Source organism: Aestuariivirga litoralis (genome assembly GCF_003234965.1).
In the GTDB taxonomy this organism is placed as follows: Bacteria; Pseudomonadota; Alphaproteobacteria; order Rhizobiales; family Aestuariivirgaceae; genus Aestuariivirga; species Aestuariivirga litoralis.
The window spans coordinates 251,114-273,635 of sequence record NZ_QKVK01000007.1; the positions used below are offsets into that span (position 1 = coordinate 251,114).

20 protein-coding genes and 2 pseudogenes are annotated in these 22,522 nt (G+C 65.3%); 9 read left to right on the forward strand and 13 right to left on the reverse strand.

Annotation, left to right across the window (positions count from 1 at the left end; translation table 11 throughout):
* Positions 1-32 precede the first annotated feature (32 nt).
* Both DK847_RS15830 and DK847_RS15835 read left to right on the forward strand, forming a co-directional pair.
* Entirely contained in the window at positions 33-488 is a 456-nt protein-coding gene (locus tag DK847_RS15830) for a host attachment protein (protein WP_111199488.1), read from the forward strand.
* Between the two features lie 21 nt (positions 489-509).
* Positions 510-1,145, forward strand: coding sequence for a TIGR02466 family protein (locus DK847_RS15835; RefSeq protein WP_111199489.1), 636 nt, complete (start codon positions 510-512; stop codon positions 1,143-1,145).
* Positions 1,146-1,292: 147 nt separating this feature from the next.
* Here DK847_RS15835 and DK847_RS15840 read toward each other — a convergent pair whose 3' ends face one another.
* From DK847_RS15840 to DK847_RS15860, 6 genes and pseudogenes are all read right to left on the reverse strand, one after another.
* Complete coding sequence (locus tag DK847_RS15840; protein ID WP_111199490.1) at positions 1,293-1,580, reverse strand: HlyU family transcriptional regulator; 288 nt, start codon at positions 1,578-1,580, stop codon at positions 1,293-1,295.
* 61 nt (positions 1,581-1,641) lie between these two features.
* Positions 1,642-2,292, reverse strand: a pseudogene (locus tag DK847_RS15845) (class I SAM-dependent methyltransferase); the annotation flags it as partial.
* Positions 2,293-2,304: 12 nt separating this feature from the next.
* Entirely contained in the window at positions 2,305-2,430 is a 126-nt protein-coding gene (locus DK847_RS21040) for a hypothetical protein (protein ID WP_280956412.1), read from the reverse strand.
* A gap of 343 nt (positions 2,431-2,773) precedes the next feature.
* Entirely contained in the window at positions 2,774-4,876 is a 2,103-nt protein-coding gene (gene rpoD / locus DK847_RS15850; RefSeq protein WP_111199491.1) for an RNA polymerase sigma factor RpoD, read from the reverse strand.
* A gap of 130 nt (positions 4,877-5,006) precedes the next feature.
* Positions 5,007-6,950, reverse strand: coding sequence for a DNA primase (gene dnaG, locus DK847_RS15855; protein WP_111199524.1), 1,944 nt, complete (start codon positions 6,948-6,950; stop codon positions 5,007-5,009).
* Between the two features lie 120 nt (positions 6,951-7,070).
* Positions 7,071-7,856: a S1 family peptidase gene (locus tag DK847_RS15860; protein WP_111199492.1), complete on the reverse strand. Its 786-nt coding sequence runs from the start codon at positions 7,854-7,856 to the stop codon at positions 7,071-7,073.
* A 124-nt stretch (positions 7,857-7,980) separates the two neighbouring features.
* Between DK847_RS15860 and DK847_RS15865 the strand changes: the two genes are divergently transcribed.
* The 3 genes from DK847_RS15865 to DK847_RS15875 all read left to right on the forward strand — a co-directional run bounded on the left by DK847_RS15865 (position 7,981) and on the right by DK847_RS15875 (position 10,172).
* Positions 7,981-8,850, forward strand: a complete 870-nt coding sequence (locus tag DK847_RS15865; protein ID WP_111199525.1) for a DMT family transporter — start codon at positions 7,981-7,983, stop codon at positions 8,848-8,850.
* Between the two features lie 73 nt (positions 8,851-8,923).
* Positions 8,924-9,343, forward strand: coding sequence for an organic hydroperoxide resistance protein (locus tag DK847_RS15870; protein WP_111199493.1), 420 nt, complete (start codon positions 8,924-8,926; stop codon positions 9,341-9,343).
* Between the two features lie 112 nt (positions 9,344-9,455).
* Positions 9,456-10,172, forward strand: coding sequence for an HAD-IA family hydrolase (locus tag DK847_RS15875; protein WP_111199494.1), 717 nt, complete (start codon positions 9,456-9,458; stop codon positions 10,170-10,172).
* 158 nt (positions 10,173-10,330) lie between these two features.
* Here the strand turns inward: DK847_RS15875 and DK847_RS15880 are convergent, their stop codons facing one another.
* Positions 10,331-10,792: a GatB/YqeY domain-containing protein gene (locus DK847_RS15880; protein ID WP_111199495.1), complete on the reverse strand. Its 462-nt coding sequence runs from the start codon at positions 10,790-10,792 to the stop codon at positions 10,331-10,333.
* Between the two features lie 168 nt (positions 10,793-10,960).
* Here DK847_RS15880 and DK847_RS15885 point away from each other — a divergent pair, with 168 nt between their 5' ends.
* From DK847_RS15885 to DK847_RS15900, 4 genes are all read left to right on the forward strand, one after another.
* Positions 10,961-11,314 carry a YciI family protein gene (locus DK847_RS15885; RefSeq protein ID WP_111199526.1) on the forward strand — a complete coding sequence of 118 codons (354 nt, stop codon included), beginning with the start codon at positions 10,961-10,963 and terminating at the stop codon, positions 11,312-11,314.
* Positions 11,311-12,510 (forward strand): RNA polymerase sigma factor, encoded by a 1,200-nt coding sequence (locus tag DK847_RS15890; RefSeq protein WP_111199496.1) that lies wholly within the window; start codon positions 11,311-11,313, stop codon positions 12,508-12,510. The genes DK847_RS15885 and DK847_RS15890 overlap by 4 nt, the downstream gene beginning before the upstream one ends.
* 49 nt (positions 12,511-12,559) lie before the next feature.
* On the forward strand, positions 12,560-13,780 hold the full coding sequence (gene carA / locus DK847_RS15895; RefSeq protein WP_111199497.1) for a glutamine-hydrolyzing carbamoyl-phosphate synthase small subunit: 1,221 nt from the start codon (positions 12,560-12,562) through the stop codon (positions 13,778-13,780).
* Between the two features lie 66 nt (positions 13,781-13,846).
* Positions 13,847-15,337: a carboxypeptidase M32 gene (locus DK847_RS15900; protein ID WP_111199498.1), complete on the forward strand. Its 1,491-nt coding sequence runs from the start codon at positions 13,847-13,849 to the stop codon at positions 15,335-15,337.
* Between the two features lie 86 nt (positions 15,338-15,423).
* Here DK847_RS15900 and DK847_RS15905 read toward each other — a convergent pair whose 3' ends face one another.
* The 6 genes and pseudogenes from DK847_RS15905 to DK847_RS15930 form a co-directional block, all read right to left on the reverse strand.
* Positions 15,424-16,230: an ABC transporter permease gene (locus tag DK847_RS15905; protein ID WP_111199499.1), complete on the reverse strand. Its 807-nt coding sequence runs from the start codon at positions 16,228-16,230 to the stop codon at positions 15,424-15,426.
* 9 nt (positions 16,231-16,239) lie between these two features.
* Positions 16,240-17,097: an ABC transporter permease gene (locus DK847_RS15910; protein WP_111199527.1), complete on the reverse strand. Its 858-nt coding sequence runs from the start codon at positions 17,095-17,097 to the stop codon at positions 16,240-16,242.
* 106 nt (positions 17,098-17,203) lie between these two features.
* On the reverse strand, positions 17,204-18,355 hold the full coding sequence (locus tag DK847_RS15915) for an ABC transporter substrate-binding protein (RefSeq protein ID WP_111199500.1): 1,152 nt from the start codon (positions 18,353-18,355) through the stop codon (positions 17,204-17,206).
* 30 nt (positions 18,356-18,385) lie between these two features.
* The gene (locus tag DK847_RS15920; protein WP_111199501.1) at positions 18,386-19,411 is read right to left on the reverse strand and encodes an ABC transporter ATP-binding protein; all 1,026 of its coding nucleotides are present in this window, start codon (positions 19,409-19,411) and stop codon (positions 18,386-18,388) included.
* A 118-nt stretch (positions 19,412-19,529) separates the two neighbouring features.
* Positions 19,530-21,530 (reverse strand): glycosyltransferase, encoded by a 2,001-nt coding sequence (locus DK847_RS15925; protein WP_204508352.1) that lies wholly within the window; start codon positions 21,528-21,530, stop codon positions 19,530-19,532.
* A 148-nt stretch (positions 21,531-21,678) separates the two neighbouring features.
* Positions 21,679-22,522 (reverse strand): annotated as a pseudogene (locus DK847_RS15930) (collagen-like protein); the annotation flags it as partial.

Genomic DNA, 22,522 nt, shown 5'->3' on the forward strand with positions numbered 1-22,522 from the left:
GTCAGCTTGATCAAGTTCAAGGAGGTGCCGACATGAAACGCCTGAACCACAATGCCCGCGTGCTGGTCACCGATGGGGGCCGCGCCACCGTGTTCCGCAACGCCGGCCAGGTCGGCCAGCCCGACCTCGTGCCCCTCAAGGCCTATCACCAGGACAATCCGCCGAACCGCGAGCAGGCCACCGACAAGCCCTCGCGCGTCATGGAGAGCGTGGGCTCCAGCCGCTCCTCGGCCGAGCAGCCGGATTATCACCAGATGACCGAGGACCGCTTCGTCAAGGGCATCGCCGCCGACATGGCGAAGGACCTCACCGCCGGCGAATTCACCGACATCGTGGTCGTCGCCCCGCCCGTCGCCATGGGCGTCTGGCGCAAGGCCGTGGCGCCAGCGCTGGCCAGGGCGACCCTCGGAGAGATCACCAAGGACCTCACCAAGCACACCGCGCCCGCGATTGCCGAGATCGTGGTCAAGGCGCTTGAAGGCAGTTGAACCCTCGGCTAACGGGACGGCATGACACAGACCAAGGCACCCGCTGCGAAAACCCACGATCTTTTCGTCACCCGGCTTTACCGGGCCGAGAAGATCGTGCCCCAGAAGCTCACCAACGCGATCGAGGCGCTCGCCATGTCGCTCGCGATGGATGATGGCGCGGGGCAGAAATGGGCGGAGAAATATGGCTATGCGGGTTACACCTCCTATGCCTCGCTGAACGACCTGCCCTGGCGCTTCCCGGAATTCGCCCGGCTGGTGAAGGTGATCGACAAGCACTGCCTCGCCTATGCCAAGGAACTGCACTGGGATCTGCGCGGCACCAGGCCGCGCTGCGACTCGCTGTGGGTGAACGTGCTGCCCGAGGGCGGGCACCACACCTCGCACATCCATCCCAACTCGGTGATCAGCGGCACCTTCTACGTCGCGGTGCCCGCAGGTGCCGGTCCCATCGTCTATGAGGACCCGCGCCTTCCCTTCATGATGGCCGCCCCGCCCAAGCAGGCGAAGCTGCCGCAGGACATGAAGCAGCATGTGTCCTTCCGGCCGGAGGTGGGCACGCTGATGCTGTGGGAGAGCTGGCTCCGCCACGAGGTGCCGGTGAACCGGGCGGATGGCAACCGCATCAGCGTCAGCTTCAATTACGTGCTGGCGTAGGTTTCTTCACTTTTCCAAACCTCATCATGGCCGGGCGTGTCCCGGCCATCTTTTTTTCCGGCAGCCAAAGGATGGCCGGGTCAAGCCCGGCCATGATGAGAGGAGAAAATCAGATGGGGGTGGGGCGCGTGACCGGACGGAGCCAAGTTACCGGAACACCTGCTCGCCCAGCTGGTCGACGATCTGCTGGCCCTTGAGGATGGCGTGGTACGCCGCGGCCTCCTCATCACTGAAGCGGTCGGCGCGGATGAAGCGGTGTTCCTTCACCTCGCTGCCGATGGTCTTGGTCACCGTGCCGCAGGTCTGCCACTGGCCGCCTTCCTTGTAGGGCGTGGCCGCGATCACGAAGCCATTGTACTCGAGCGTGCGCTTCGGCGCCGAGGGCGCTGCATCCGATGACGATCCGCCGCCGAACAGCTTCTTCAGGAATGACATGCGAACAGACCTCCGTGTGTTTCGGTCGTGAAGCTAATGGCGGGACGCCGCGAGATCAACCTCAGGCCGGAACCCGGCCCTTCACCGCATTGGCCGTGGCCTTGAGCGTGACGGGCCTGCCCTCCTCGGCGCCAAGCCTGTCCTTCAGCGTCTGACGCATCTCGGCCTTCACCTCGGGCGCGAGCGCGGCGGCAAGTGTGGCGACGCGCGGGCCGGTGAGGGTGATGGCCCAGAGCGTTTCGAAATCGGGGAATGTGCGCTCGACGGTGATGGTGCGGCTCTCGATGCCGGCAAGGCCCGCCCCCTGCCAGAGCTCCGCCAGACGCTCGCGGCGCGAGGCCTCCCAGGAGGGCGGCGCGATGGCGGGGAGCCCGCGCTCCTCGATGATCTTGTGCGAATGGTGGAAGGGAAAGCCCTCCGGCCAGTCCCACATATAGGCCGCGACGAGACCGCCCGGCTTCACCACGCGGGCGAGTTCGGCGACACCCTTGGCGGGATCCGGCACGAAGGCGATGACGAGGGCCATCACCGCGGCATCGACACTAGCATCGGCGGCGGGCAGCTCCATCGCATGGCCCTCGGCGAAGCGCGCACCCGGAACGTCCGTCCGCTTGCGGGCATAGTCGAGCTGGGCAGGCGACGGGTCGATGCCGAGGATGGAGGCGGGGCGCACGCGCTCCGCCAGCAGCGCGGTGAAGGCGCCATTGCCGGCGCCGACATCGAGCTAGGCGAGGCTCGGCGCGGGGGCGAGCCAGGCGAGGAAGTCCTCGCCCACCTTGCGGCTCCAGACGCCCATATAGGTCTCATAGGCGGCACCGTCTTCGAAGCGGATCTGCGGCTGTTCGGACATGGCGGACCTCCTGCGATGGGGGAAGACTAGCACGCAGGGCACGTCCGGGCACGGGGCATCCTTTGCGGGGCCGGCAAAAAGGATACGCGGGACAAGCCCGCGTATGGTGAGCATGTGTGCAGGCGCCGCCCCCTCTCCCTGCCGTCACCCCGGCGAAGGCCGGGGTCCAGCTTCGGGCGGCGGAACCCGTGGAAAGCTGGATCCCTGCCTTCGCCGGGATGATGGCGCGAGGGGAGATGGTGATCCCGTCCCGGAGGGATGGGAGAAGGACTCATGGGTCCCGCCTGAAACAAAACACCCGGCGCTGGGCCGGGTGTGATGGTGGTCAGAGATCGCAAGACGATCAGTTGTCGAGGAAGCTCCGGAGCTTGCGGCTCCTGCTCGGGTGCTTGAGCTTGCGCAGCGCCTTGGCTTCGATCTGGCGGATGCGTTCGCGGGTGACCGAGAATTGCTGGCCGACTTCTTCCAGCGTGTGGTCGGTGTTCATGCCGATGCCGAAGCGCATGCGGAGCACGCGTTCCTCGCGCGGGGTGAGCGAGGCCAGCACGCGGGTGGTGGTTTCGCGCAGGTTGGCCTGGATGGCGGCGTCGATGGGGAGGATGGCGTTCTTGTCCTCGATGAAGTCGCCGAGGTGTGAATCCTCCTCGTCGCCCACGGGGGTTTCGAGCGAGATCGGTTCCTTGGCGATCTTCATCACCTTGCGGACCTTCTCGAGCGGCATCGAGAGCTTGTCGGCCAGTTCCTCCGGCGTGGGCTCGCGGCCGATCTCGTGCATCATCTGGCGCGAGGTGCGGACGATCTTGTTGATCGTCTCGATCATGTGCACCGGGATGCGGATGGTGCGCGCCTGGTCGGCGATGGAGCGGGTGATGGCCTGCCTGATCCACCAGGTGGCGTAGGTCGAGAACTTGTAGCCGCGGCGATACTCGAACTTGTCGACCGCCTTCATCAGGCCGATGTTGCCTTCCTGGATGAGGTCCAGGAACTGCAGGCCGCGGTTGGTGTATTTCTTGGCAATCGAGATCACCAGGCGGAGGTTGGCCTCGACCATTTCCTTCTTGGCGATGCGCGCTTCGCGCTCGCCCTTCTGCACCATCGCGACGATGCGGCGGAACTCCGGGATCTGCAGGCCGGTGGCGGTGGCGAGTTCGAAGATCTCGTCACGGATGACCTTGATCGAGTCCTTCTCGTCGTTCACGAACTTCTTCCAGCCGAACTTGGCAAGCCGGCCGACGCGCTTCAGCCAGTCGGGGTCGAGCTCGTTCGACTGGTATTCCTTCAGGAACTCGGGGCGCGGCACCTTGTAGGTTTCGGCAAGCCGCATCAGGCGGCCTTCAAGCGCGTTCAGGCGCTTGTTGATGTCGTAGAGCTGCTCCACCAGCGCCTCGATACGGGCGTTGTTGAGGGAGAGCGACTTGACCTCGGCCACGATCTCCTCGCGCAGCTTCTTGTAGCGGCGCTCCTGGGAGGGCGAGAGCTCGGTGCCTTCGGCCACTTCCTGGTCCTGCAGCTTGCGCAGCGACTTGTAGCTCTTGGCGATGTTGTCGAAGATCTCGAGGACCTTGGGCTTCAACTCCGCTTCCATTGCGGAGAGCGACACGCCGAGGTCATCACCCTCGTCGTCATCCTCCTCCTCGACCTGCGGCTTGTCGAAATCCTCCGGGCTCAGCACGTCGCCGAACTCGTCATCCGCCGAGGGGCGGCGGACGGCGGCGGCGGCACGCTTGGCTTCGGCGCGCTTGGCCTCGGCCTTCTTCTTCACCTCTTCCTTGGGCGGCACGTAGGGAGCGGGCGTCTGCACCGGGCCCTGCTTCTTGGCATCGGGGCCGGCATAGGTCGCTTCGAGGTCGATGATGTCGCGCAGCAGGATCTTGGCTTCGTTGAGCTCGTCGCGCCAGATGATGATGGCCTGGAAGGTGAGCGGGCTTTCGCAGAGCCCTGCGATCATCGCCTCGCGGCCGGCCTCGATGCGCTTGGCGATGGCGATTTCGCCTTCGCGGGAGAGCAGCTCCACCTGCCCCATCTCGCGGAGATACATGCGGACGGGATCGTCCGTGCGGTCGGCAGGGGTCTTGGCGGCCTCGACCTTGATGAGGGCCGTTTCGGTCGACTCGCCCTCGGCCTCGGCCTCGACCTTGGCGGCGAGGTTCTCCGACTCCTCCTCGGACTCGACGACATTGATGCCCATCTCGTTGAGCATCGCCATGATGTCTTCGATCTGCTCCGGGCTCGTCTCCTCCGACGGCAGCACGGCATTGAGCTCGTCCAGCGTGACGAAGCCGCGCGCCTTGGCGAGCTTGATCATCCGCTTGACGGCGGCATCCGACAGATCGAGGATCGGCGAGTCCGAGCTGTCGCCCGCGGCCTCCGGGGCCTCGTTGTCGGCGCCGTCGGCCTGCTGGTCCTGGTCGTCCGGGGCGGGTGCGCGCACTTGGGCTCGGGCCATGAAAAAGTCCTTGGAATTCAGGCGGGGAGACCCGCCATAGCAGCGTTGTGATTCGGGGTCAAAAGCTAGGAAGGACGCGTTAAGCGGCGCTTAACCCAGAAATTGCAACCGAACCCGGTTTCAGGAACCCTCAGGTGATGGCGTCAACCGCACGGCCCGAGGCGGCGCCGAAACCCTGGATCTGGGCTTCCGACCCCGCATGGGACGACAATTGCTCACGCACCGCCTTCAGGGCGTTCAGCTTCTCCTCCGTCGGGTCGGCAGCAAAGGCGGCTTCCGCCGCCCGGAGCTCCCGCTCGAGGGTAATGGTTTTCCGGTGCAAGGCGATCATCTGACGAAGGCCTGTGCGGGCGTCATCTTGCGCAGCCCCGCTCCCAAGGAACCATTCGTTCAGCCGTTTCGCCTGGGTTTCCAAGCGGTCCAGCAAAGGACCCGAACCCATGTTGATCAGGTGGGCCTTGAGGTCCGTTCCGTCAAGTCCGGAGCCCAGGGCCGCGCTATCTATGATCTGGGTACGGAGCGAGTCAAGCTCGGGCACCACCATTTCAAGGCCCGCGAACTCGTCCAGCACCTCATGCACCAGCTCCGGGTGGTTGATGAGTGTCAGCACGATCATCCGCTCCCGGCGCTCGGCCCCCGATTGCGGCGTGGCCTGGGCGGCCAGCCGCCGCAAGCCGGCAGTGGGCGGCTGCTGGATGTCCCAGGGCCGCATGTTGGGCTTGAAGGGGCGGTTTCCGGCTGTCTTTCCAAAGGCTTGGCGACGGGTGTTGGGGCCCCTGTTGCCGCCCATGGGGGCAAAGAGGGCGCGCATGCGCTCGCCGCACTCGGCGAGATAATGCTTTTTCACAACATCGTCGGCGATCGTATTGAGAAGACTCCGCAATTCCTTCTCGAACTGAGCGCGGCGTTCGGGCGTGGACCGGTCATTCTGGTCGAGCGCGCGCTGCCAGAGCATGTCCGCCAGGGGCTGGGCACCGTCCACCACCTCGCGCACGGCTTCGGGCCCCTGGGCCTTCAGGAGGTCGTCCGGGTCCTGGCCTTCGGGGAGGAGGGCAAAGCGCAGGGAATGGCCGGGCTCGAGCAGCGGGAGTGCGAGGTCGAGCGCCCGGTAGGCGGCCTTGATCCCTGCCCCGTCGCCGTCGAAGCACAGGATGGGCTCGGCCGCCTGCTTCCACAGCATCCGGAGCTGGTCCTCGGTGAGGGCCGTGCCGAGCGGGGCCACCGCATGCGGCAATCCGGCGCGGTGCATGGCGATGACGTCGACATAGCCCTCGACCGCGATGATCGCCCGCTTCTCGTGGGCGGGGGCGCGGGCCTTGTCGAGGTTGTAGAGGACCTGGCCCTTGTGGAAGAGCGGGGTCTCCGGCGAGTTCAGGTATTTGGCCGGCACGTCCTTCGACATGGCCCGGCCGCCGAAGGCGATGACCCGGCCGCGCGGGTCGCGGATCGGGAACATCACCCGGTCGCGGAAACGGTCATAGGCGACGGGGATGTCGTCACCCGCAATGACGAGGCCGGCTTCCGCCATCTGCTCGACCGGGACACCCTTGTCGGCGAGGTGGCTCCTGAGCGCCGAACGGTCGTCCGGGGCATAGCCGAGGCGGAATTCCTTCTGGATGGCGGGCGAGAGCTGGCGGTCGGCGAGGTAGCCGCGGGCGCGGGAGCCGCGGGCGGCCTGGAGTTCCGCCTCGAAGAATTTGGCGGCCATCTCCATCACGTCATAGAGGCTGGCGCGCTGGGTTTCCCGCTCGCGCTCGGCTTCCGACATCACGGGCATCTGGAGGCCGGCCTCCTGGGCGAGGCGCTCCACCGCTTCCGGAAAGCTCAATCCCTCCTTCTCGACCAGGAAGGTGAAGATGTCGCCGGACGCCTTGCAGCCGAAGCAATGGTAGCGGCCCTTGCGGTCATCGACGTGGAAAGACGGCGACTTCTCGCCATGGAAGGGGCAGCAAGCCCAGTAATCTCCCTTGCCCGGGTTCGACTTCCGCCGGTCCCAGGCCACCTTGCGGCCGACCACGGCGGAAATGGACACCCGGCCTCGGATGTCCTCCAGGAATGAGGGGGGCACGCGCATGGTTTTCATCTGCGCCTTTCGGCAGGCGACTTCAAGGTTGGCTTACGAAAAGCTTGGGCGAAAGCAGTGGCTAGGCTCAGGGCCTGCCGCACCGTAGGGCAGCGTGCTGTTCATAAGGTCTCAAGCCCGGATTGAGTAAGAGCCATGTATGCCGTTTTTCAGCACCTCATCGACCACATGCGCTTTCCATACGACCCCTAACTGTGCATCGTCCTGCGAAGCGGCTCCCATTCGGCCGGAATACACACCGATGAACTTTGTAAAAACTCCCCCCATTCCCGTATTGCCGGACGTGTCAATATAGCTCCCGACGCTCCTTGCTATTACTGGCGAACCGGACATGCCGGGGCGAGAAGCGGTGTCCACCAAGAAAAAAGGCTTTCCGGCAATGTCCAGTCCGGGCTCGGTCGCAATCGACGCTCGCTTCCAAACAGGAAACATTTCATTAAGAGACATTCCGCTCGGATAGCCAAGGATATAAACATCTTGAGAAACTTGCACCCTCATGCTTGCAGTCTGACCAAGCATCGGCAGGCTATATGCAGCGATGTTTTTGGGTAGGAAGGGCAACGCAATTGCAGCTACATCAATCTCTTGTCCGGTCGGATGCATAATCCACTTTGCGTTTTCGTCCTCATCATGCAGCTGAACCTGACAATCGATAACCGCGCCAAACGGCTCACGCACATGGAGGTTAAATCGAACGGCATCCGGGATGGCGTGAGATATGTTTAGGGGCTGTCCTGTATGTGCGTTACGTCCGGAAAAGACATGCCAATTGGAGATCAAGAAAACTCTATCATCGACGATCGCCGCGAACCCGGTAGCTGTGCCAATTTGTTTCCCATTGCTCATCAAACATAAAAGGCAAGACGACAGGGAATACTCGTCAATTTCAACGGCCATGATGATCCTCGGACGCCATACACTAGTTTAACACAATTAAAACGTGCAGAATCCGAATGAGCAATTCTTTCTTTTCTGGTCGCATGCATTCCGCCTTTCGGACGGTGCCCCTATGGTCACGCCGATGACCGCCCACAAACCGCTCTGGCTGCTCGCCGCTCCCGTGATTTTCCTGCTCCTGTGGTCGGGCGGATTCTCGGTGGCGAAGCTGGGCATCAGCCATGCGGAGCCCCTGAGCTTCCTGTCGCTGCGCTATGCCTGCGTCTGCGCACTGCTGGCGCCCTTCGTCATCATCCTGCGCCCGCCGCTGCCGCAGAAGCCGATGGACTGGGTGCACATGGCAATCGTCGGCTTCCTCATCCAGACGATCTATTTCGGGCTCAGCTACATCAGCTTCAAGGCGGGGGTCTCGGCCGGGGGCGTGGCCATCATCGTCTGCCTGCAGCCCATCCTGGTGGGCCTGATCGCGCCCCGCTTCACCGGCGAGACGGTGAGCCTGATGCGCTGGCTGGGCTTGGCCCTGGGCATGGCGGGGGCGGCCACCGTCATCATGTCGCGGTCAGGCGTCGAGCTTCAGCACCCGCTCGGCGTCGCCGCCGCCGTGGGCGCGCTGTTCGCCATCACCGCGGGCACCTTGTGGGAAAAGCGCTTCGGCAAGAGCCACCACCCGGTCGTCTCGAACGCCGTGCAATATCTGGCGGGGCTCGCCGGCGTGCTGCCGCTGGCGATGATCTTCGAGACCTTCCAGTTCACCTGGAACCTGCCCTTCCTGGGTGCCCTTGCCTATCTCGTCATCGGCAATTCGCTGGTCGCCATGTCGCTGCTGCTCGCCATGATCCGGGCGGGCGAGGTGAGCCGCGTCTCGTCGCTGTTCTACCTCGTGCCGCCGATCTCGGCGCTGATCGCCTGGCCGCTCCTCGGCGAGGCCATGCCGCCGCTCGGCTGGGTGGGATTTGCGCTTGCAGCCGCCGGCGTCATGCTCGCACGGCGATAGCGCTTGATTGCCTTGCCCATCGCATCCAAACTGGCGCGGGGAACGTAGACAACCGGCTTTCAAGGAGACTTCCATGCCCATCGCCTATACTGCCCACGCCACCTCCACCGGCGGCCGCGACGGCCACGGCCGCACCGATGACGGCAAGCTCGACGTCAAGCTCTCGCTGCCCAAGGAAATGGGCGGTGACGGCAAGGGCACCAATCCGGAACAGCTTTTCGCCGTCGGCTATTCGGCCTGCTATCTCGGCGCCGTGCGCTTCGTTGCGGGCAAGGAGAAGGTGCCGGTCACGCCGGAGGCCTCCGTCACCGCCAATGTGGGCGTCGGCATGCGCGAGGACGGCGGCGGCTTCGGCCTCGAGGTGGCGCTCGACGTGCACCTGCCCGGCGTCGACAAGGCCGTGGCCGAGGACATCGCGGCCAAGGCCCATGTGGTGTGCCCCTATTCGCACGCCACCCGCGGCAACATCAAGGTGACAACCCGGATCGTGTGAGTGCGCAACTCTACGGACACCGAATGCGGGGCTGCATGGCGGCCCCGCATTTTTCTTGGGGTGACGGCCCCGCGACCCCGACCTAGCCTCGGCCCATGATGGAGTGCATGCCATGGCCCTGACCGACCGCAAAGTGATGACATTCGACGTCGTTGGCACCCTCATCGACTTCGAGACCGGCATCCTCGACTACGTGCAGGCACGCGCACAGGCGGCCGGTGTCACCCTCACCGACAAGGCCATCCTCGAGGCCTATGCGGTGGCCGAGGACCGCCAGCACCACCAGACGCCCCGCCTGCCCTTCCCCTCGATGATGGCGCCCATGTACCACGAGATGGCGGAGGTGCTGGGGCTGCCTGACTCGAATTCCGACGCCGAGGAGTTCCGCCTCTCGATCCCGCACTGGCCGGCCTTCGCGGATTCGGTTCCCGCCATGAAGCGGCTGAAGCGGCGCTTCCACCTCGTCGCCATGACCAACTCGGACGACTGGGCGCTTTCCCATTTCGCGAAGACGCTCGACAATGTCTTCGACGACCTCGTCACCGCAGAGATGGTGGGCTGGAACAAGCCCGACCCGCAGGTCTTCGCCTTCACCCGCGGACGGCTCTCGACCAAAGGCTACGCCTTCGGCGACATCCTGCACGTGGCGCAGAGCCAGTACCACGACATCGCGGTGGCCTGCCGCCTTGGCTACCAAACCTGCTGGATCGAGCGCCGCAAGGGCAAGCAGGGCACGGGCGCCACGCCGACCGTGCAGAAAGTGGCGATCCCGGATTACCATTTCGGCAGCCTGGTGGAGCTGGCGGACGCGGTGGATGCGGGGAAGTAATTCTCCGCGACGCGCGTTCGTCTCTATTGGTACGCCGACACTCTTTCAGCACGTCATCCCGGCGTAAGCCGGGACCCCGCTTTGGGCGGCAAACCAGCTGAAAGCTGGGCCCCGGCTTTCGCCGGGGTGACGGAACGAGGGGAAATTGCGCTGGCCAATCAGCCCAGCAGCGCCTTCACGATGCCGCCGGCCTTGCCCATGTCCATCTGGCCCGCATATTTGGCCTTGAGCTCGGCCATGACCTTGCCCATGTCCTTGACGCTCGTGGCGCCCACTGCGGCGATGACGGCGGCGACGGCGGCCTTCGCTTCATCCTCGTTCATCTGCTTGGGCATGAAGGACTGGATGACGGCGATCTCGTCGCGCTCGTTCTGTGCGAGTTCGGGGCGGCCGCCCTGCTCATAGGCGGCGACCGAGTCCTGGCGCTGCTTCACCATTTTGGCGAAGAGCTCGGCCAGCCCGGCGTCGGATGTGAGTGCGGAGTCGTGGCCCTCGGTGCGGCTGTTGATGTCCTTGTCCTTGATGGCGGCCTGCATGAGGCGCAGCGTGCCGAGGCGCTTCTTGTCGCCGGATTTCATCGCATCCTTGACGGCTGCCATAATGTCGTCGCGCAGGGCCATGCTTTTCTCCTTTGGATGGCGGACACATAGCGCCTTGGGAGACCCGAGACAAATTTTTCGGAGGTTTGTCGAAATGCCCCTGCCTCGCGGCTCGTTGGCTTGCAGGGCGGAATGGACCGCCCCGCCGCAGTCATCATAAGCTTCAAACCGAAAGGACACCCGACCACCATGAAATACATGCTCGTATTCGTCGAAACCGCCGAGGACCTGGCCAAGCGGGAGAGCGCCGAGGCGCCGGCCTACTGGGCGAGCTGGCAGGCCTATGTGCAGGCCGTGGAACAGGCCGGCATCGTCGTCTCCGGCGCGGGCCTGATGCCACCCGCCATGGCCACGACCGTCCGGATCCGCGACGGCAAGCGGCATGTGCAGGACGGGCCCTATTCCGACACCAAGGAACAGCTGGGCGGCTTCTACGTGATCGACGTGCCGGACCTCGATACCGCCCTTGACTGGGCGGCGAAGTGCCCGGCCGCGTCCTATGCCTCGGTCGAGGTGCGCCCCGTCATGCACATGGGCGAATGACGGCGGAGGCCGCTGCGCGCGCGGCGGATCGGGCGGCCCGCCAGAGCTATGGCCGGCTGGTCGCCTCTCTCTCCATGCGCTCGCGCAACATCGCTGCCGCCGAGGACGCGCTGGGCGAGGCATTCCGCGCCGCGCTGGAGCACTGGCCGGTCTCGGGCATTCCCGATGTGCCCGAGGCCTGGCTGCTCACCGCCGCGCGCCGCGTGCTGGGCAAGGCGGAACGCCGCAGGCAGGTGTCGGCAATGGCAGAGCCCGAGCTGCTGCGGCAGGTGGAGGAGACCCTTGCCATGCTGGAAACGGAACCGGACCGCTTTCACGACGAGCGACTGAAGCTGATGTTCGTCTGCGCCCATCCGGCGATCGACGCGGCAGCGCAGACGCCGCTGATGCTGCAGACGGTGCTGGGGCTCGATGCAGCGCGCATTGCCGCGGCCTTCCTCGAGCAGCCCGCGACCATGGGCCAGCGGCTGGTGCGGGCCAAGGCGCGGATCCGGGATACCGGCCTGCGTTTCGCGGTGCCGGAGGCCGACGAGCTGCCGGAACGGCTCGAGGCCGTGCTGCAGGCGATCTATGCGGCCTTCACCGCGGGCTGGGACGACGGCGGCCCGCTGTCGGGGGAGGCGATCTGGCTGGGCCGCACGCTTCTGGCGCTGATGCCGCAGGAACCCGAGGTCCAGGGGCTCGTGGCACTCATGCTCTATTGCGAGGCGCGGAAGGGCGCGCGGCGAGCCGCCGGCTTCGTGCCGCTCGACCGGCAGGACCCGGGCCTGTGGGATGGTGCCATGATGGCAGAGGGGGACGGGCTGCTGCGGGCAGCGGGGGCGGCGAACCGCTTCGGCCGGTTCCAGTGCGAGGCGGCGATCCAGTCGGTCCATGCCGCACGGCGGCTGACCGGGGAGACCGACCGGCGGGCGCTGCGCATGCTCTATGCCGCGCTGGTGCGCATGTCACCGGCAATCGGCGCACGGGTCGGCCAGGCGGCGGTGGCAGAACCGGAGGATGGCCTGGCGCTGCTGGCGGCGGTCCCGGAAAAGCTGGCCGCAGGCTACCAGCCCTTTCATGCGGTCAGGGCAGAGCTTCTGCGCCGCCTCGGCCGGGCAGCGGAAGCCAGGGCCGCCTATGTCCGCGCGGTTGAGCTTTCCCCCGACCCCGAATTGCGGCAATTCCTGTGGACGCGCATGGCCGAGCTCGCTTGACGGCCCGCCCCCCTTCCCCTAACCAGCGTCAAATCCCCGGGAGTCACCCATGCCGAGCCCCAAAAAGCCTGCCAAGGCCAAGAAACCCGCACGCCCCCAGTTCGGCGACTGGGACCAGCCCCGCGTGACGGCGCTCCTGGTGCTGGCGGACGGCACGGTGATCGAGGGCTTCGGCATCGGGGCCGAGGGCGAGGCGGTGGGCGAAGTCTGCTTCAACACCGCCATGACGGGCTACCAGGAGGTGCTGACCGACCCCTCCTATGCCGGGCAGATCGTGACCTTCACCTTCCCGCATGTCGGCAATGTCGGCACCAATGACGAGGACATCGAGACGACGAACCTCGCGGCGCACGCCGGCGTCGTTGGCTGCGTCATCAAGGAAGCCATCACCGAGCCCGCCAACTACCGCTCGGCTAGGCATTTCGACAAGTGGCTGAAGGCGCGCGGCATCATCGGCCTCTCGGGCATCGACACCCGCGCGCTGACCGCGCGCATCCGCGAGCACGGCATGCCCAACGGCGTGATCGCGCACAATGCCAAGGGCAAGTTCGATGTGAAGAAGCTGAAGAAGATGGCGGCCGACTGGCCGGGCCTCGTGGGCCTCGACCTCGCCAAGGAGGTCTCCCTCACCCAGCGCATGCACTGGGACGAGATGCTGTGGGACTGGAAGGACGGCTACCAGACGGCCAAGTCTTCGCCGTGGAAGGTGGTCGCCGTCGACTATGGCCTGAAGCGCAACATCCTGCGCTGCCTCACCTCAGCGGGCTGCGACGTGACGGTGGTGCCCGCCACCACCAAGGCCGAGGACATCCTCGCGATGAAGCCCGACGGCGTGTTCCTGTCCAACGGCCCGGGCGACCCGGCAGCCACCGGCGAATATGCTGTTCCCGAGATCAAGAAGCTGGTCGCATCCGGCAAGCCTGTCTTCGGAATCTGCCTCGGCCACCAGATGCTTGGCATCGCGCTCGGCGCCAAGACCGTGAAGATGCACCAGGGCCACCACGGCGCCAACCACCCGGTGAAGGACTTCACCACCAACAAGGTGGAGATCGTGTCGATGAACCACGGCTTCGCGGTGGACCGTGACTCGCTGCCGGCGGGCGTGGTGGAGACGCATGTCTCGCTGTTCGACGGGTCCAATGCCGGGATCGCGCTGAAGGACAGGCCGGTGTTCTCGGTGCAGCACCACCCGGAAGCCTCGCCGGGCCCGCAGGACTCGCATTACCTGTTCAGGCGCTTCGTTTCCTACATGGAAAAGGCCAAGCGCTGAGAAGGCTTGTGGGCGGGCCGACCGCACCATAAATCAGGGTCTCGATTCCTGCTGGAAAGAGCACCCATGTCGTTTGCCGAACTCGACCACCTGTGCCGCCGCCTCGAAGCCATTGGCCATGCCCAGGCCATGCTGGGGGTGGACGAGGCCGTGAACATGCCGGAGGGTGGCGGCGAGAAGCGCGCCGAAGCCATGGGCGTGCTGGCCTCCATGGCCCATGAAATGGCCACCGCCCCGCACATCGCCGACTGGATCGCCAAGGCCGAGACGGAAGAACTCGATGACGCGCAGAAGGCCGCGGTGGCGGAGTTCAAGCGCAGCTACATCAACCGCACCTGCCTGTCCTCCGACTTCGTGGCGCGCCAGGTGAATGCGGCGATGCGCTGCGAGCAGCTGTGGCGAAGCTTGCGCGCCAAGAACGACTGGAACGACTTCCTCCCCTCCTTCGAGAACATCGTGGCGCTGGCGCAGGAGGAGGCTGAACGGCGCGCCGAGGTGCTGAAGCTTTCGCCCTATGATGCGCTGGTGGAGCAGTATGACCCCGGCAGCCGGTCGGCCGAGATCGCGCGCGTGTTTGCGGACCTCAAGGGCTTCCTCAAGGGCTTCATCCCGGAGGCTCTGGAGGCGCAGGCGCGACGGCGGGCGAAACATCCGCCGAAGGCCCTCGCCGGGCCCTTCCCCATCGAGAAGCAGAAGGCGCTGGGCCTGGAGCTGATGAAGGCGGTGGGCTTCGACTTCCACCATGGCAGGCTCGACGTCTCGCACCATCCGTTCTGCGGTGGCGTGCCGAGCGACGTGCGCATGACGACGCGCTACCGCACGGACGAATTCCTGTCGTCCCTCATGGGCATCCTGCACGAAACCGGACATGGGCTCTACGAGCAGAACCTGCCGCATGACCTCTCCCACTGGCCCTCGATGAAGGCGCGCGGCATGGCGATGCACGAGAGCCAGAGCCTGTTCCAGGAGATGCAACTCTCCCGCCGCCCCGAGTTCTGGGTCTTTGCCCTGCCCAGGGCGCGCGAGATCCTCGGGCTTGAAGACGTGAGCGTCGATGACCTGCTCGCCCATGTGCACCGCGTGGAGCGTGGCTTCATCCGGGTGGATGCCGACGAGGCCACCTACCCGCTGCATGTGATCCTGCGTTTCGAGATCGAGCAGGAACTGGTGACGGGCAGGCTGGCGGCGAAGGACGTGCCCGAGGCCTGGAACGCCAAGATGACGGAGTATCTTGGGCTCTCCACCGCGGGCAATTACAAGGATGGGCCGATGCAGGACGTGCACTGGCCCTCAGGCGCCTTCGGCTATTTCCCGAGCTATACGCTGGGCGCCATGATGGCAGCCCAGCAATGGGCGGCGGTGGAACGCGCCGCGCCGGATGCGGCGGCCCAGATTGCGCGCGGCGACTTCTCGGCGATCAATGCCTGGCGCAGGGAGAACATCTGGTCGAAGGCCTCGATGCTGTCGACGCCCGAGATCATGCGGCAGGCGACGGGCGAACCGCTGAATGCCAGGTATTTCGAGGAGCACCTGAAGAACCGATACCTCACCACCTAAAGCCGTCGTCCCGGCGAAGGCCGGGATCCAGCTTTCCACGCGGTTGATGCCCAAAGCTGGACCCCGGCTTTCGCCGGGGTGACGGCTTATGGGGGAGTGGTCCTCTCACCCCGCCGCAGCACCGCCTGCGCGATGATCAGCAGCACGAAGCTCGTCAGCAGCACCACCGAGCCCACGGCGTTGATCTCCGGCGTGACGCCACGGCGGATGGACGAGAAGATGTAGATCGGCAGCGTCGTGTCCGGCCCCGACACGAAGTAGGCGATGATGAAGTCCTCGAAGGAGAAGGTGAAGGACAGCAGGAAGCCGGCGAGGATCGAGGGTGCAAGGAGCGGCAGCACCACCTGGCGGAAGGTGCCAAGCGGCGTGGCGTAGAGATCCTCCGAGGCATCGACGAGGCTTCTGTCCATTCCCTGAAGGCGGGCGCGCACGAGGAGTGCCACCACCGCGATGTTGAACAGCACATGCGCCGCGATGACCGCCCAGGTGCCCATCTGCAGCTTGATGCCCATGGAGGCGAGCGAGGGGTTCACCACGTCGAACAGCGAGACGAAGGCGATCAGGGTCGAGATTCCGATGACGATGCCCGGCACCATGATGGCGATGTAGATCAGCGCATCGAAGGTGACGCGCAGCCAGCCCCTGACGCGCTCGAGCCCCAGTGCGGTGAGCGTGCCGATGATGGCGGAGAGGACGGCCGTCGACAGCGCGATGATGACGGAGGTCTTGAGCGCCCCCATGATCAGCGGGTTGGAGAAGGCCTTGCCATACCAGAAGAGCGAGAAGCCTTCCCATGACATGGCATATTTGCCGGCGTTGAAGGAGAAGAACACGATCAGCGAGATCGGCAGGTAGAGGAAGATGTAGATGCAGATGGCATAGGCGCGGAGCATCACGTCACCTCATACCAGCGCCGCGCGCCGCGTGTCGGTTTTCGACAGCACGAACCGCATGTAGACATAGATGGTGACGAACATGATGGCGACGAGGGCAACCGAAACGGCGGCCCCGAAAGGCCAGTTGCGCGACTGCAGGAACAGGTCCACCAGCGCATTGCCGATGAAGAACACCTTACCGCCGCCAAGGAACTGCGGCAGGATGTAGTCGCCCATCAGCAGGATGAAGACCAGCATCGAGCCGGTGGCGACACCGGGAAGCGCCAGCGGCAGCGTGACCTGCCAGAAGGTGCGGGCGGGCGTGGCGCCGAGGTCGGCGGAGGCTTCGAGCAGGCGCTTGTCGAGCTTCTCGAGCGAGACATAGATCGGCGGCACCATGAGCGGCAGGAAGCCGTAGACGGCGCCGATGAGCACGGCCCAGGGCGTGTTGATGATGCGGACATCGAGGCCGACCATGGCGAGCCAGCCGGGGATGCCCTTGTTGCCGAGGATCATCATCCACGCATAGTAACGCAGGAGCTGGCTGGTCCAGAACGGTGCCATGACGAGGATCAGCAGCGTCACGCGCCACTTGGGGCTCACCTTCACCGCCAGGAAATAGGCCATGGGGAAGGCGAAGAGCGCGGTGAGCAGCGTGCCCAGCGGCGCGAGCGTCAGCGTGTTGAAGAAGGCCTTCCCGCGCGCCGGAAGATCCATGTAGTTCTGCAGCGTGAAGGCCGGCATGTAGCCGCCCGCCGGAGCCCGCTCGCCGAAGGAGAAGATCAGCACCACCGCCAGCGGCACCAGCAGCAGGAACACGAAGAACAGCCCTGCGGGCAAGAGCAGGAGCGTGGTCACGAGCTTGGGGCGAGACGTCGATGCCATCGAAAGGTTCATCATGCCCGGGCGTGACCCGCGCATCCTTCTCCCGCGCGTGAAAAGGATGGCCGGGACACGCCCGGCCATGATGCATGTGTAAGGGAGACGTGCCTCACGCCGACTTGAAGCGCGCCATGAGTTCGGCGCGGTCCGGGTTGGTGAGCGTCTCGGCAGCGCCGTACTCCAGCGCGGTCAGCTGGTCGGCCGCCGGGTAGAGGATCGGGTTCTTCAGGATGCTCTCGGGCAGCAGCTTGAGCACCCGCGAGTCGGTGGTCGGCGTGCCGTGGGCCTCGATCTCCTTGGCATTGATGTCGGGCGTCAGGATGAAGTCGAGGAAGGCATAGGCGGCTTCCCGGTTCGGGGCCCCCTTGATGACGGCGTAGTGATCGACCCAGATCTCGCCGCCGTCCTTGCCGAGGCGGTAGCTCATCTCGGGCATGTCGCGGTTGAGCTGGGCGGCGTCATTGGTCCAGCACATGGCCATGGCGGCATCGCCATTGCGCATGGCGGGCTGGTAGTCGGAGGTGACGGCGAAAAGATGCGGCTTGGTGGCCACCAGCAGCTTCTCGATCTCGGCCAGCTCGTTCTTGTCCACCGTGTTGAAGCCGTAGCCCAGCGCCTTGGCGGCACTGCCGATGGTGGTGAGCTGATAGTCATGCACCGTCGCCTTGCCCGAGAGCGGGCCCTGGGCGAGCGCGAAGAACTCCTTCCAGCTGGTGGGGTTCTCGGTCGTCGCCTTGGTGTTGACGATGAAGCCGGTGGTGCCCCAGTCCTTCGGCACGGCATAGGTGACGCCGTCGATGGTGCCCGGGCCGAGGAAGCGCGGATCCTGGGCCGCCGGATCGTAGCTGGGGAAGAGCTTGAGATCGAGCGGCTCGATCAGGTCGAGGTTCTTGTAGGTCGAGATCGTGTAGTTGGTGGGCACCAGCACGTCCCAGCCGGTGGAGCCGGCCTGCAGCTTGGCCAGCATCTCCTCGTTCGAGCCGAAGACATTGACGTTGATCGGCACGCCGGTCTGCTTGGTGAAGTTGTCGTAGTTCTCCTGGCTGAAGTAATTGGGCCAGGTCGTCACGTTCAGCGTGCCCGACAGGCCGGCCCAGGCCTTGCGCGGCCTGAGCCCCGGCACGGCGGTGCTCAGCACCGCGGTGGCGAGGCCGAGGCCGGTGACACCGAGGAAGTGGCGGCGGCTGACGCTGCCCTTCTGGTAACGGCGCAGCTCGTCGATGAACTTGCTGGCCGAGATGTGGTCCGGATGCTTGGTCATGTGTTTGCTCCCTGTGATTATGTTCTGTCGTCAGTTGTTCGGCAGGATACGCTCTGCCTCGGCGCGCCAGCCTGCGGCGATCATGTCGCCGATGTCATAGATTCCCGCGTCGCGCTCCGACTTCCGCGGGGCCATCACCATGAACGCGCCCAACTGCTCGCTTGCCACCACATATTCGGTGTGCTCGCCGAGGAAGATGCGGTTCAGGACCTTCACCGGCAGGCGCGCTGCAAGTCCCTCCGGCAAATGCGTGAGGCTGGCCGCGATCTCGATCTGCTCCGGCCGGACGCTCAGCACTTCCGCCTGCGACGGGCCCGCAAAGAAATTGGTCTTGCCGACGAAGTCCGCCACGTAGCGGTTCACCGGCTGGTCATAGAGCTCGCGCGGGGAGCCCGTCTGCACGATGCGGCCCTCGCGCATGACGCAGACGCGGTCCGACATGGAGAGCGCCTCCTCCTGGTCATGCGTGACGAGAAGGAAGGTGATTCCGACGTCGCGCTGCAGGTTCTGCAGCTCGATCTGCATGTCGCGGCGGAGCTTGCGGTCGAGTGCGGCGAGCGGCTCGTCGAGCAGCAGCACGGCGGGGCGGTTGATCAGCGCGCGGGCCAGCGCCACGCGCTGCTGCTGGCCGCCGGAGAGTTCATAGCTCCGCCGCTTGCCGTAGCCCGAGAGCCGCACCATGGCGAGCGCCTCGTCCACCGCGCGGTCGATCTGGGCCTTCGACGGCTTCGGGTTGCGCTGGCGCAGGCCATAGGAGACGTTGTCGGCGACCGAGAGATGCGGGAACAGCGCATAGTGCTGGAACACCATGTTCACCGGCCGGCGATAGGCGGGAACACCGGTGACATTCTCGCCGCGGATGAAGACCTCGCCCTCCGTCGGCTGCTCGAAGCCCGCCATCATGCGCAGCGACGTGGTCTTGCCGCAGCCGGACGGGCCGAGGATGGAGAGGAATTCGCCGGCCTTCACCGCGAGGTCGTTGTCCGCCACGGCGGCGACATCACCGAAGCGCTTGGTGACCTTGCGGAATTCGATGACGTTCGGAGGAGCGTTCACGACACCCAGAGGAAAATGAGTTTCCGCAAGGTTCTGTCAGCGCAGGGGAATTGTCAACCTGACGCCGCGTGATGGAAAGCCGGATGCGGGCGCAACCCGCTGGCGGTGATTTGGGCACTCACCCCTCTTCCGCCATCAGCCTGCGGGCGATGTCGAAGCCGCCATCGACATGGCCCGAGGCACCCTCGTCGAAGGCGAGGTAGCCATAGATGTGGCGATTGTCGAAATACTGCGCGATCCCCGCCTTGCGCGCGCTGTGCGAGAAGATCACGTATTCATGGCGGTCGGTCTCGTCGAGATAGGTGAGCTTGTCGATCACGTCGCGGCGGATCAGGTAGGTGCAGTGCACCACCGGCAGCTCGAACAGGCCGCGCACCCAGCGGTTCAGGATCCAGAAATACTGGTCGCAGTCGCGGTAATAGCCGTTGGCATCGATTTCCGCATGGTAGTTCGAGTAGGGATCATTTGCCGAAACCGAGCGCAGCAAGGGCGCCACGATCGGCAGGTTGACGTTGACCAGTTCGCTGAGCGTGCAGGGCCGGATGAAATTGTCGACGTCGCAGACGAAGTAGAAGTCGCAGTCGTGCTCATGCGTCTTCTTGAGACTGATGTTGCGGATGTTGCCCAGCACCTTGAAGCGCGTGGCATTCCACTCATGAACGCCGAAGCTCTCGACGCGCTGGGCCACGTCCTCGGCGTCGAACTCCACCGCGGCATAATGCTTGCCGACGCGCGCCACCCAGTCGCGCAGGATCTGCTCCGTGCGGTCCTTGTTGTTGTTGGTGCGGATGTAGAGCACGATCGACGACTTGGGATAATCCAGCTTCTCGAGGCACTCGAGATAGAGCGGCAGGGCCGGCTCCTTCTGCTTGGCGAGAATGGCGATGAGCACGCGCGGCGCCCTCGCCTTCGGGTCCCGCCGCGGCGGCGCTGCATCGAGCGCATGGGCGGCGACGTAGTTGCTGTTGCCCAGGCTGCCGAGATTGGGGGCCTTGCCCTGGTTCCCCAGCTTCTCGCGCGCGAAGCGGGCGTTGGCGGCCACCCGCGGCACCTCGGCGCCGGACAGCTTGCCGCCTTCCAGCAGCTTCAGGCAGGCATCGAGGCTTTCGGCATAGTGACCGGTCCAATAGGCATTGACGGCAAACTCGTCGAGAAGACCCGTCTCGTAGACTGACGGTTCGGCAAACAGGGCTTCCTCCGGCGCCGTCATCCCGAGGCCCGCCTGGGCGATCTCATAGCCCTGCCGATAGAGCTGCTTCACGCGGCAGAAGCGCGCGGCGGCGTGGATCGCCTCGGCGCGCTGCGGCAGTGCCGCGGTGGCTGCCTGGTAGGCCGCGATCACCTCCTGGTCCGGGTAGCCCTGCTGTTCCTTGAGCTTGGCGGCCTGGTAGAGGCTGACGAAGACCTCCTGCTGCCAGCCGCCCAGCGTCGAGCGCTCCAGATAATGCTTGATCGCCTTCTCCCGTTCGCCGCAGTCGCGGTAGCTCTGCGCGAGATAGAAGGTGTAGCGCGTGCGCAGGAACGGGTCGGGCTCGGACTTCAGCGCATGATCGAGGATCCTGGCGTCACGGCGATAGGTTTCGGGGTCACGCCGGCGCGCCCCATCATGGTTGCGCCGCATGATGATGCCGAGATGCCCGGTGTTGTGCGGGCCGTCGGTGTCGATGAATTCATGCAGCACGCCGCGGTAGAACCAGCGCAGACGATTGCTGACCAACTGCTTGCGCTGGTAGAGCAGCGCCCCGTCGCGGATGTCGACGGTGTAGCAGTCCTCGCTCAACAGCGGCAGGCGCAGGCCGGGCTGCAGCTCCAGCACGTCATCGGCATCGATGATCAGGGAATAGTCGCCATGCGGCCGGGCCAGTTCGAGCGCTTCGGACCGGTTGTGGGCGAAGTCCTGCCAGGGCCGCTCATGCAGCTTGCCGGGCAGGTCCGCCAGCTCGCGGCGGATGATGTCCTGCGTGCCGTCGGTGGAGCCCGTGTCGACGATCACCCAGTGCGAGATCAGCGGCCGCACGCTTTCGAGGCAGCGCGCGATCACCGGCGCCTCGTTCTTCACGATCATGCACAGGCAGATGGTCTGCCGCACCGGGCCGGCATTGCGGATCGTCTCAGCCATTGGAATCCCCCACGCGCAACTGATGAGATGTATTCAATTGTAAACACGGCACGCAAGCCGTGTGCCATGACCAAGGTCAACAAGTTCTGAATGCAACGGGCCCCCGCCGGTGAAGGCGGGGGCCTGTCAGATCGTCAGCCGAAACCCGTCAGGGCGTCATCAGCACGAAGGACACGTCATTGATCGTGCAGGTCCGAGAGTTCGCACTCGATGCACTCTTGTAGTAGAGCGCGAAACTCGCCGACGCCGATGTCAGTCCGGTCAGGTAGAATGTGCGGTTGACCGACACAGCGGTGTTGGAGTTGGTCTGGCCGGTAGACACCGTATAGGTCGGCGTCGAGGTCGTCGGGTCTTGCCCCCCGCCCTGGAAAGCCAGGGTGCAGGTGTTGGCATTGGTTGTACTTGCACCCGTCTGTACGTTGGCCGAAATGATGAGCACCGCAGAGGTTGCACCCGCCGGCTTGGTGACGCTGACACCCGTCACCACGGCATAGTTGGTGCTGTTGCCACCCAGCGTCGTGCCGCTGTCTCCAACGAGGCCCGCCATGCCGGTCGCACCCGTGGCACCAGTGGCACCCGTGGCTCCGGCTGCACCCGTCGCTCCGGCGGCACCCGTGTCGCCCTTGGCTCCAGCGGCTCCCGTGTCGCCCTTGGCTCCAGCGGCTCCCGTGTCGCCCTTGGCTCCAGCGGCTCCCGTGTCGCCCTTGGCGCCGGTTTCACCCTGAGCACCCGTGTCGCCCTTGGCGCCAGTTTCACCCTGCGCACCGGTCTCACCGACTGCGCCAGTGTCACCCTTGGCGCCCGTGTCACCCTGCGCACCGGTCTCACCGACAGCGCCGGTCTCACCGTGAGCACCCGTGGCACCGACGGCACCGGTTTCACCCTGGGCACCAGTGTCACCCTTGGCGCCAGTTTCACCCTGCGCACCGGTCTCACCGACTGCGCCGGTCTCACCGACAGCGCCAGTGTCACCCTTGGCACCGGTTTCACCC